The 12,036-nt window shown below is 37.2% G+C and carries 9 protein-coding genes and 1 other annotated feature; all 9 genes read right to left on the bottom strand.

Annotation, left to right across the window (positions count from 1 at the left end; all coding sequences use genetic code 11):
* Nucleotides 1-45 precede the first annotated feature (45 nt).
* The 9 genes from BHU61_RS13520 to rplK all read right to left on the bottom strand — a co-directional run bounded on the left by BHU61_RS13520 (nucleotide 46) and on the right by rplK (nucleotide 11,904).
* A complete protein-coding gene (locus BHU61_RS13520) occupies nucleotides 46-678 on the bottom strand; it encodes a carboxypeptidase-like regulatory domain-containing protein (RefSeq protein ID WP_199798241.1) in 633 nt (210 codons plus the stop codon).
* Between the two features lie 325 nt (nucleotides 679-1,003).
* Nucleotides 1,004-1,192 carry a hypothetical protein gene (locus BHU61_RS13010; protein ID WP_111717484.1) on the bottom strand — a complete coding sequence of 63 codons (189 nt, stop codon included), beginning with the start codon at nucleotides 1,190-1,192 and terminating at the stop codon, nucleotides 1,004-1,006.
* A 128-nt stretch (nucleotides 1,193-1,320) separates the two neighbouring features.
* On the bottom strand, nucleotides 1,321-4,941 hold the full coding sequence (gene rpoC / locus BHU61_RS13005) for a DNA-directed RNA polymerase subunit beta' (RefSeq protein WP_111717482.1): 3,621 nt from the start codon (nucleotides 4,939-4,941) through the stop codon (nucleotides 1,321-1,323).
* Between the two features lie 130 nt (nucleotides 4,942-5,071).
* Nucleotides 5,072-8,614 carry a DNA-directed RNA polymerase subunit beta gene (rpoB, locus tag BHU61_RS13000; protein ID WP_111717480.1) on the bottom strand — a complete coding sequence of 1,181 codons (3,543 nt, stop codon included), beginning with the start codon at nucleotides 8,612-8,614 and terminating at the stop codon, nucleotides 5,072-5,074.
* Nucleotides 8,615-8,805: 191 nt separating this feature from the next.
* The gene (locus tag BHU61_RS12995; protein WP_111717478.1) at nucleotides 8,806-9,402 is read right to left on the bottom strand and encodes a class I SAM-dependent methyltransferase; all 597 of its coding nucleotides are present in this window, start codon (nucleotides 9,400-9,402) and stop codon (nucleotides 8,806-8,808) included.
* 112 nt (nucleotides 9,403-9,514) lie between these two features.
* Complete coding sequence (rplL, locus tag BHU61_RS12990) at nucleotides 9,515-9,880, bottom strand: 50S ribosomal protein L7/L12 (protein ID WP_255724770.1); 366 nt, start codon at nucleotides 9,878-9,880, stop codon at nucleotides 9,515-9,517.
* Between the two features lie 61 nt (nucleotides 9,881-9,941).
* A complete protein-coding gene (rplJ, locus tag BHU61_RS12985) occupies nucleotides 9,942-10,466 on the bottom strand; it encodes a 50S ribosomal protein L10 (RefSeq protein ID WP_165958653.1) in 525 nt (174 codons plus the stop codon).
* Between the two features lie 36 nt (nucleotides 10,467-10,502).
* Nucleotides 10,503-10,629: a sequence feature (ribosomal protein L10 leader region), on the bottom strand.
* Between the two features lie 48 nt (nucleotides 10,630-10,677).
* Nucleotides 10,678-11,373, bottom strand: coding sequence for a 50S ribosomal protein L1 (rplA, locus tag BHU61_RS12980; RefSeq protein WP_099577354.1), 696 nt, complete (start codon nucleotides 11,371-11,373; stop codon nucleotides 10,678-10,680).
* A gap of 108 nt (nucleotides 11,374-11,481) precedes the next feature.
* Entirely contained in the window at nucleotides 11,482-11,904 is a 423-nt protein-coding gene (gene rplK, locus BHU61_RS12975) for a 50S ribosomal protein L11 (RefSeq protein WP_096077864.1), read from the bottom strand.
* Nucleotides 11,905-12,036: the final 132 nt, after the last annotated feature.

The following is a 12,036-nucleotide window of genomic DNA, read 5'->3' as shown; positions in this document are numbered from 1 at the left end:
TGAAAATAATTCTCAGTCTGTTATGATTGTAACTGAAAATGTTTCTCAATGATAATTATTATCATTTATGATTGGAGCTCTTGTTGTAGGTGCTTCAGTCGTTGTTTCTTCCGTTGATGGCGTTTCGGTTGTTGGTTCTGCTGTTGTAGGTGCTTCAGTCGTTGTTTCTTCCGTTGATGGCGTTTCGGTTGTCGGCGCTTCGGTCGTTGGATCGTCTGGTAGCTTCGTAACTGTCACTTTCACTCTATTAACAATATTACGATCAACTATTACAGCAGTACTTACAGTTTCTATAGTTTCCATTCCTGATTGATCAACTGTAGGTACAAACATGCGTAATTCATAATCACCTCTGTTCATTCCTTCTAGATAAAAATAGCCTTCACTATTTGTAGCACCTCTATAAGTACTTCCATCTATTCCGATAAGTTCAATGTTGATATTACCTAAACGAGAATCCCATTGCCCATCGTTATCTCCATCATAATATATATAACCCTCTAAAAATCTCAGTGAGGATCGCTGTAAATAAAATGCGTGTTGTTGCGTAATTTGTTGTTGTATATTTTGTAATTCTGCAGCATGTGTCACAACAGATTCATTCATTAAGCCGACAGTTCCTAATATACTTGAAGTAATCGCAAATGATATTTTCTTGAAATTTTTATTATTCTTCATAAATTTTTATTCCTATTTTCCACAATTTAATATATGGCCAACTTCATATATTAAATTGCAGAAATCCCTTTTAATGAATTTGGAGTAATTTAACTCTATCCTTATTTAAACATTACTCTTAATTATATAATGTATTTTTATATAATTCATTTTTTTACTTTAAAATAAAAGGAGACATTTTTTCAAATCATGTCCCCTTTTATACTTCACAGTTAGTCTATGATTTTACACTACACAAAATTATTTCACAATATAATAGCCTAAGAATATTTATTTTCTTAGGCTATTGTTGTTATTTATAGTGATATATTGTTTTTTATAAATTTTATTTCAAATTATAATGTTTACTTTGGTAATCTTTTCGTTCCATGATAAACATAATCGCTAAGAATGCAAAGCCTAATAATATAAATGTAATGCCCCCTAATTGCGACTCTTCATATAATGCAAATCCGGCAATGATTTCAACTAATCCTAATACCATTACGATGAGTTCTTTCATTTTAATATTCATATTCACCCTCCTTTATTGTATTCAGTTTAACTATCATACACCAATTTCTATTAAATTATCTGTTTTGTGATTGTGAATGTTTAGTGACAAAAAAACACCCAAATATTAATATTTGGGTGTAAAATTTATTAATTTTCAGTTACTACTACTTCATCTTGCTCTAATGCTGGTGCATCTTTTTCGTATTCAACGCCACTATAACGTCTCATACCTGTACCAGCTGGTATTAACTTACCGATAATAACGTTTTCTTTAAGTCCTAATAAGTCATCACGTTTACCTTTAATCGCTGCATCAGTTAACACACGTGTTGTTTCCTGGAACGATGCTGCAGATAAGAAACTTTCTGTTTCAAGTGATGCTTTCGTAATACCAAGCAATACAGGTTTCGCTGTTGCTGGGTGTTTTCTCGCTTTAAACACTTCACGGTTAGCATCAGTAAATGTATGAATATCAACTAATGCACCTGGTAATAATTTTGTGTCTCCTGCTTCGATAATACGAACTTTACGTAACATTTGACGTACCATTACCTCAACGTGTTTATCTGAGATTTCTACCCCTTGCATACGGTATACTTTTTGAACTTCTTTTAATAAGTAGCTTTGTGTCGCATTAAGTCCCGCTACAGCTAATAATTGTTTAGGCTCGATAGAACCTTCAGTCATTACTTCACCACGCGCGATTTTTTGCCCAACTTCTACTTTAAGTCTTGCAGTACCAGGTGCTAAGTAAGTACGTACTTCATTCTCACCTTTAACTTTAATTTCCTGCATACGATCTTTTACAACGTTTAATTCGATAATCTCACCGTTAATCTCAGAGATTACAGCTTGACCTTTCGGATTACGCGCTTCGAATAATTCCTGAATACGAGGTAAACCTTGTGTAATATCGGCACCGGCAACCCCACCTGTATGGAATGTACGCATCGTTAACTGAGTACCAGGTTCACCGATAGATTGGGCAGCGATTGTACCAACTGCTTCCCCAACTTCTACTTTTTCACCTGTTGCTAAGTTTTTACCGTAACATTTTTCACAAACCCCGTGACGTGAGTTACATGTAAATGCTGAACGGATATGCATTTCTTCGATACCTGCATCCACGATTTGTTTCGCGATTTCAGGTGTAATCAATTCGTTCACTCTAACAAGAATTTCTTTTGTTTCTGGGTGTCTTACTGTTTCACGAGAATAACGTCCTTCTAAACGCTCAATGAATGGTTCAATAAGTTCTGAACCTTCACGGATCGCTGAAACAAGTAATCCACGGTCAGTACCACAATCAGGTTCACGTACGATAACGTCTTGAGCAACGTCAACTAGACGACGCGTTAAGTAACCTGAATCGGCTGTTTTAAGTGCTGTATCGGCAAGACCTTTACGCGCACCATGCGTAGAGATAAAGTATTCTAATACTGTTAAACCTTCACGGAATGAAGATTTGATTGGTAACTCAATGATACGTCCAGCCGGGTTGGCCATCAGTCCACGCATACCTGCTAACTGCGTAAAGTTAGATGCGTTACCACGGGCACCAGAGTCACTCATCATGAAGATTGGGTTCAAGTCATCTAAAGAGTTCATTAATTTTGCTTGAATGTCATCTTTAGCTTTCGTCCAAATTTCAATAACAGCAGCGTAACGTTCACTTTCAGTAATTAAACCACGTGTGAACTGTTTCGTTACTCTATCTACTTTTTCTTCTGCTAAACCGATAATATCTTGTTTATCAGGTAATACCACGATGTCAGATACACCTACTGTAATACCGGCACGTGAAGAATATTTAAATCCTAAATCTTTCATTCTGTCTAACATCATAGAAGTATCAGTAATATGGAATCTATTGAACACTTCAGCAATGATTTGACCTAAGAATTTTTTATTAAATGGTTTAACAAGTGGTTGCTCATTTAAGTATTTTAATAATCCTTCTTCAGTTAATTCAGTTGCATCGATGAAATATTTATCAGGTGTTACTGTTTCTAAGTTTGATAAAGTTGGTTCGTTAATGAACGGGAATGATTCAGGCATAATTTCATTAAAGATTACTTTACCAACAGAAGTTATTAATAATTGGTTGTTTTGTTTGTCAGTAAATGTTGGATTGTTAAATGATCCAGCTTGAACGGCAATACGCGCATGTAGATGAACATATCCATTGACATAAGCCATAATAACTTCATTTGCATCTTTAAAGATTCTACCTTCACCAATTGTACCTAAACGCTCTAATGTTAAGTAGTAGTTACCTAATACCATATCCTGAGATGGTGTAACAACTGGTTTACCATCTTTAGGGTTTAAGATATTTTGTGCAGCTAACATTAACATACGTGCTTCAGCTTGCGCTTCTTTAGATAAAGGTACGTGAACGGCCATTTGGTCACCATCGAAATCGGCATTGTATGCAGTCGTTACAAGTGGATGTAATCGAATCGCACGACCTTCAACTAATGTCGGTTCGAAAGCCTGGATACCTAAACGGTGAAGTGTTGGTGCACGGTTTAACAGAACTGGGTGTTCACGAATAACGTCTTCTAAAACGTCCCAGATTTCTGGTTCCATACGCTCAATTTTACCTTTAGCGTTCTTAATGTTTGTCGCAATTTCACGTTCAACAAGTTCTTTCATAACAAATGGTTTGAATAATTCAAGTGCCATTTCTTTAGGAAGACCACATTGATACATTTTTAAGTTTGGACCTACTACGATAACCGAACGCCCAGAGTAGTCTACACGTTTACCAAGTAAGTTTTGACGGAAACGACCTTGTTTCCCTTTTAACATATGAGATAAAGATTTTAATGGACGGTTACCTGGTCCAGTTACTGGACGGCCACGACGACCATTATCAATTAAAGCATCAACTGCTTCTTGTAACATACGTTTTTCATTTTGTACGATGATACCAGGCGCACCTAAATCTAATAAACGCTTTAAACGGTTGTTACGGTTAATAACACGACGATATAAATCGTTTAAATCAGATGTAGCGAAACGTCCACCATCTAATTGAACCATTGGACGAATTTCAGGTGGAATGATTGGTAATACATCTAAAATCATCCAAGAAGGATCATTACCAGAATTACGGAATGATTCAACAACTTCTAAACGTTTGATTGCTCTTGTTAAACGTTGTCCTGTTGCTGTTTCTAATTCTTCACGTAAAGATTTTAATTCTCCATCTAAGTCGATGTCCATTAATAAATCTTTAATCGCTTCAGCACCCATCTTAGCAGTGAATTGCCCAGGGAACTTATCGTAATACTCACGGTATTCTCTTTCAGATAATAATGATTTTTTCTCTAATCCAGTTGGACCTGGATCAATTACAGCGTAAGAAGCAAAATAGATAACTTCTTCTAAAGAACGCGGAGACATATCTAAAAGCAATCCCATACGAGAAGGAATTCCTTTGAAATACCAGATGTGTGATACAGGTGCAGCTAATTCAATATGCCCCATACGTTCACGACGTACTTTTGATTTTGTTACTTCAACGCCACAACGGTCACAGACCATACCTTTGTAACGTACACGTTTATATTTACCACAGCTACATTCCCAGTCTTTTGTTGGACCGAAAATTTTCTCACAGAATAAACCATCTCTTTCAGGTTTTAATGTACGGTAGTTAATTGTTTCTGGCTTTTTAACTTCACCAAAACTCCAAGAACGGATTTTTTCAGGTGAAGCGAGACCTATCTTCATGTAATGAAAGTTATTTACATCAATCAAAGCCCTACCTCCTTAGTGTATTAAAAATTTTATCAAGATTTATATTTCAACTTGTTTAACCATCATGTAAATGCGGAATGACTTACATGATGTATTAAACAAAATAAGTGACTAGCTTTTGAGATAGTGATTATTCAGTGATCTCAGCTTCTGGTGTTGGTGCTTTTGCAAGGTTAATCTTTGAATCGATGAAATCGTCATCTTCTAAATCACGCATTTCAATCTCTTCATCTTTGTTATCCATTACTTTTACATCTAACCCTAAACTTTGTAACTCTTTCATCAATACGCGGAATGATTCCGGAACACCTGGACGAGGAATATTTTCACCTTTAACGATTGCTTCGTAAGTTTTCACACGACCAACAGTATCATCAGATTTGTACGTTAAGATTTCCTGTAAAGTATACGCCGCACCGTAAGCTTCAAGTGCCCATACTTCCATCTCACCAAAACGTTGTCCACCAAATTGTGCTTTACCACCAAGTGGTTGTTGTGTAACAAGTGAGTAAGGTCCAGTTGAACGTGCATGTAACTTATCATCAACCATGTGGGCTAATTTAAGCATGTACATTACACCAACTGATACACGGTTATCGAATGGTTCACCAGTACGTCCATCATAAAGTACAGTTTTACCGTCACGTGCCATACCAGCTTCTTCGATTGTTGACCAAACATCTTCATCGTTTGCTCCATCAAATACTGGAGACGCAACATGCAGACCTAAGTTTTTAGCAGCCATACCTAAGTGTAACTCTAATACTTGTCCGATGTTCATACGAGAAGGTACCCCAAGTGGGTTTAACATGATATCAATCGGTGTTCCATCAGGCATAAATGGCATATCTTCTTCTGGTAAGATACGTGAGATAACCCCTTTATTTCCGTGACGTCCACACATTTTATCCCCAACATGAATTTTACGTTTTTGAACGATGTAAACACGAACTAATTGGTTAACGCCTGGTGGTAACTCGTCGCCATCTTCACGATTAAAGACTTTAACGTCTAATACGATACCATCAGCACCGTGTGGTACACGTAATGAGGTATCACGTACTTCACGCGCTTTTTCACCGAAGATTGCATGTAATAAACGTTCTTCAGCCGTTAATTCAGTAACCCCTTTAGGCGTTACTTTACCAACTAAGATGTCACCATCACGTACTTCAGCACCAACGAAAATGATACCACGATCATCTAAGTTTTTAAGTGCATTGTCAGATACGTTAGGAATATCTCTTGTAATTTCTTCAGGTCCAAGCTTCGTATCACGCGCTTCTGATTCATATTCTTCAATATGGATAGAAGTATATACGTCGTCTTTCACAAGACGTTCGCTCATGATTACAGCATCCTCGTAGTTATAACCATCCCAAGTCATAAATCCAACAACTACGTTACGACCAAGTGCCATCTCACCAAGTTCCATAGAAGGACCATCTGCTAAGATTTCACCTTTCGTTACGATGTTACCAGCTTCAACGATAGGACGTTGGTTGTAACAAGTACCTGAGTTTGAGCGTGCGAATTTAGCTAATTTATATACATCTAAATCTGTTTCGATTTCTTTTCCGCCTTCTTCAACGATACGGCGAACTTTAATCTGACGAGCTTCAACGTGCTCTACACGACCTTTATATTTCGCTACTACTGCAGCGCCAGAGTCACGTGCTGCTACGTGTTCCATACCCGTACCAACAAATGGTGCTTCAGGATTCATTAACGGCACTGCTTGACGTTGCATGTTCGCACCCATTAAGGCACGGTTCGAGTCATCGTTTTCTAAGAATGGGATACAAGCTGTGGCAGCAGAAACAACCTGTTTCGGTGAAACATCCATGTAATCCATGCGTTCACGTGCCATTACAGTATTATCACCACGGAAACGACAAACAACTTCGTCATCTAAGAACTTACCATTATCGTCTAAGCGTGAGTTCGCTTGGGCAACAACGTAAGCATCTTCTTCGTCAGCTGTTAAATAGTCAATTTGTGATGTAACAGTATTTGTTTCAATATCAACTTTTCTGTATGGTGTTTCAATGAAACCAAATTCATTAACACGCGCATAACTTGAAAGTGAGTTGATTAACCCGATGTTTGGTCCCTCCGGCGTTTCAATCGGACACATACGGCCATAGTGAGAGTAGTGAACGTCACGTACTTCCATACCTGCGCGTTCTCTTGTTAAACCACCAGGTCCTAATGCAGATAAACGACGTTTATGCGTAAGCTCAGCTAATGGGTTTGCCTGGTCCATGAACTGAGATAACTGTGAACTACCAAAGAATTCTTTAATAGATGCAATGACTGGACGGATATTGATTAATTGTTGAGGCGTTACAGATTCAGTATCTTGTAAACTCATACGTTCGCGTACAACACGCTCCATACGACTTAAACCGATACGGAATTGGTTTTGTAATAATTCACCAACTGAACGTAAACGACGATTACCTAAGTGATCGATATCATCAGTGAAACCTACTCCAGCTAATAAGTTAAAGAAATAACTTACAGAAGATAAAATATCAGCAGGTGTGATACACTTCACTTCTTCATCTGGGAATGCATTACCGATAATTGTTGTCGTACGTTTTTCTTCATCTCCAGGAACATAAACTTTAACAGATTGAATTTCAATCGGCTCGTCTAACAAACCATTCTCTAAAGTGAATACTTTTTGGTTGGCGTTGTTTTCAAGTACATCTAAAATTTGATCTAAATTACGACGATCTAAAAGTGTACCTTCTTCAGCTACGATTTCACCTGTTTCTACATCAACGATTGGCTCAGCTAACGTTTGATTGAATAAACGGTGTTTTAAATGTAACTTTTTATTCATTTTATAACGTCCAACGCTTGCTAAATCATAGCGTTTTGGGTCGAAGAAACGAGAGTATAATAGACTCTTCGCATTCTCAACTGTAGGTGGTTCACCTGGACGTAAACGTTCATAAATTTCAAGTAATGCAGCTTCAGTTGACTCAGTATTATCTTTGTCTAATGCGTTACGTAAATACTCGTTGTCACCTAATAAATCAATGATTTCCTGGTCACTTGAGAATCCTAATGCACGTAAAAGTACAGTGATCGGTAATTTACGTGTACGGTCAATACGAACAAATACTACATCTTTCGCATCAGTTTCATATTCAAGCCACGCACCACGGTTAGGGATAACAGTCGCTCCAAAGCTCACTTTACCATTCTTGTCGACTTTATCATTGAAGTATACAGATGGTGAACGAACTAACTGAGATACGATAACACGTTCTGCTCCATTGATGACAAACGTACCTGTATCAGTCATTAATGGGAAATCACCCATAAAGACTTCTTGTTCTTTCACTTCGCCTGTTTCTTTAATAATTAATCGTACCTTTACTCGAAGTGGCGCTGAGTAAGTAGCATCACGGTTCTTTGCTTCATCTAAATCGTACTTTGGCTCACCTAATTTGTAATCAACAAATTCTAATGAAAGATTTCCAGTGAAGTCTTCAATTGGTGAAATGTCTCTAAACATCTCGATTAAACCTTCTTCTAAGAACCATTCATAAGATTTTGTTTGAATCTCTATTAAGTTAGGTAATTCTAAAATCTCGGAAATTCTTGCGTAACTTCTACGCTGACGATGCCTTCCGTATTGGATAAGTTGACCTGTCAACAGATTCACCCCTCAAAAATTGTGGTGCCTTTTACCTAAACAGAGGAATAAGACAAAAAGAAAACGGAATCACATAACTCCATTTTCACATTTTATTTTAAACTCATTTCTCCTAAAATTAGATAGAAAAGTGCACACTTATTCATTTAAATTTTTACATTCTATTACTATAACAGACGGAATGTATAAGGTCAACCTTTTACACTCTTTAATATATAGTAACCTTTATCTTTCTTCAGAACTGCAACATTACCAAATACGTCTTCCATCTTCTTTTTAGCTGATGGCATACCTTGTTTCTTTTGGATGACAACGTATAGCGCACCGTCTTTATCAAGCACTTTCGCACTATCTTCTAATATGCGATGAACAACGTCTTTGCCCGCACGAATTGGTGGGTTTGTAATCACTGCATCAAAACGTTCTGTTACTCCATTTAATCCATCACTCTTATAGATTGTTGTGTTATGAATATTGTTAGCATTACTATTTCTTTCAGATAAAGATAATGCGCGTTCGTTCACATCTACCATATGTACTGTTGATTCCGGATAATGCTTTGCCACCATTAAGCCCATCGTGCCATATCCACATCCGACATCCAGTACTCGAGCAGGACGTGTATCTTCTATAAAAGTTTTGACGAGTAAGTTAGATCCGAAATCAACGCCACCTTTTGAAAATACACCACTATCCGTCGTAAGCTTCAAACTGTGGTTCCCCATATTAAAGCTGATGATACTTTCATTGCTTTCTACCGTTTGTTCTTCACTATAATAATGACTCACCTTAACACCTCACTTATTTCAACTCAGCGCAATGCGCACTCAGTTGAAATTATACCAATATAAAGCAAGAAAAACCCGTTATATACATAACGGGTTTCGGACAAAAGAGAAATTATTTAACTTCTACAGTTGCTCCAGCTTCTTCTAATTTAGCTTTTAATTCTTCAGCTTCGTCTTTAGATACGCCTTCTTTAACTACTTTAGGAGCGCCATCAACTAAGTCTTTAGCGTCTTTTAATCCTAAACCAGTAGCTTCTTTAACAGCTTTAACAACTTTAATTTTTGAAGCTCCAGCAGATACTAATTCTACGTCGAATTCAGTTTTTTCTGCAGCAGCACCTTCGCCACCAGCAGCACCAGCAGCAGCTACAGGAGCAGCAGCAGTAACACCGAATTCTTCTTCGATAGCTTTAACTAAATCGTTTAATTCTAAAACTGACATTTCTTTAATCATTTCGATAATTTTTTCGTTTGACATGATTGTATTCCTCCATTTAATTTAAGTTTTTTATGATACTAATTGTCTTTGGCTAAGTGAATTATGCTTCTTCAGCAGGAGCAGCTTCTTCTCCGCCTTCTTTTTGTTCTCCAACAGCTTTAACTGCATATGCGAAGTTACGCATTGGAGCTTGTAATACTGAAAGAACCATTGAGATAAGTCCTTCTTTTGATGGTAATGATGCGATAGCTTTGATATCATCAGCGCTAGTCACTTTACCTTCAATAACACCGGCTTTGATTTCTAACTTTTCGTTTTCTTTTGCGAAGTCAGCAAGAATTTTTGCTGGCGCAACAACTTCTTCGTTAGAGAATGCAATAGCGTTTGGTCCAGTTAAAAATTCTTCAAGTCCTTCGATACCAGCAGCTTCTGCTGAACGACGTACTAAAGTATTTTTGTAAACGTGGAATTCCACACCAGCTTCACGAAGTTGTTTACGTAGTTCAGTTACTTGCGCAACAGTTAAACCACGATAGTCAACGATGATAGTTGATACTGAATTTTTTAATTGTTCAGTGATCAAATCAGCTTTTTGTTGTTTGATTTCGATAGCTTTTGTACTCATTATGACACCTCCATTAAGATTTTCGTGCTTTTCTAATAAAGTATTAAAAAAGCACTTTTCACCCATGGTAAAAAGTGCTTGAAAGTTCATCAAGTCAAATTTCACCTCGGTAGGATTATTAAGCATACGCCCCTACTGTCTTAGGTTATTTATAAAATACAAATTACACTATATCGTGAAATTTGAATCTTGTCAATTTGTTTTTTTAAAATTAGTTTCTAACTTCTGTTGGGTCAACTTTGATACCAGGGCCCATAGTAGAAGTTACAGAAACAGTTTTGAAATAAGTACCTTTTGATGATGCTGGTTTAGCTTTAGCTAAAACATCTTTTAAAGTGTTAAAGTTTTCAACTAATTTAGCAGTATCAAATGATACTTTACCGATTGAAGCGTGAACGATACCAGATTTCTCAGCACGGTATTCTACTTTACCAGCTTTGATCTCCTGAACAGCTTTTGTTACGTCCATCGTTACAGTACCAGTTTTAGGGTTTGGCATTAAACCTTTAGGTCCTAAGACACGTCCAAGTTTACCAACTTCACCCATCATGTCTGGAGTTGCTACGATTACATCGAATTCGAACCAACCTTGGTTGATCTTGTTGATGTATTCAGCATCGCCAACGTAGTCAGCGCCTGCAGCTTCAGCTTCTTTTAATTTTTCACCTTTAGCGAATACTAATACACGTTGTGTTTTACCAGTTCCGTTTGGTAATACAACTGCCCCACGGATTTGTTGGTCATTTTTACGTACATCGATTCCTAAACGGAATGCAACTTCAACAGAAGCGTCAAAGTTTACTGTGCTTGTTTCTTGCGCGAGTTTGATAGCTTCTTCTACAGAGTAGAATTTAGTGTTATCAACTTTTTGAGCGGCTTCTTGATATTTTTTACCTTTTTTAGCCATTTCTTATTTCCTCCTTATAGTGGTTTTAGCGGAATGTCCTCCCACGGGCACTGTCTATAACAGTGCAAGAGCAGACTTAGATAAGTCTGCTTGTTAAATCTTAAAATACTATTTAATTTCTACACCCATACTACGAGCAGTACCAGCAACAATTCTCATTGCCGCTTCAACGCTTGCTGCATTTAAATCTTCCATTTTAGCTTCAGCGATTTCACGTACTTGATCTTCAGTTACTGTAGCAACTTTAGTCTTGTTCGGTTCACCAGAACCTTTTTCGATTTTAGCTGCTTTTTTAAGTAAAACTGCTGCAGGTGGTGTTTTAGTGATAAATGTAAATGAACGATCTTCAAATACAGAAATTTCAACCGGAATAATTAAACCTGCTTGTTCTTGTGTACGCGCGTTAAATTCTTTACAGAATCCCATAATGTTAACACCTGCTTGACCTAATGCTGGACCAACTGGTGGCGCTGGATTCGCTTTCCCTGCTGGGATTTGTAATTTAACAACTTTGATTACTTTTTTAGCCACGATGTGCACCTCCTATAATATCGTGATGTGGTCACAGGGTATGATATTTACCCTCCCACTCAACAACCGTACTAATTAGCACGACCATAAAATATTACCACTTACTCATAAAAATTGCAAGTGAAAATTTAC

This window comes from Macrococcus epidermidis, from assembly GCF_003259695.1.
Taxonomy (GTDB): Bacteria; Bacillota; Bacilli; order Staphylococcales; family Staphylococcaceae; genus Macrococcoides; species Macrococcoides epidermidis.
The sequence above is the reverse complement of the archived record's forward strand: the minus strand, read 5'-3'. Positions and strand labels throughout refer to the sequence as shown.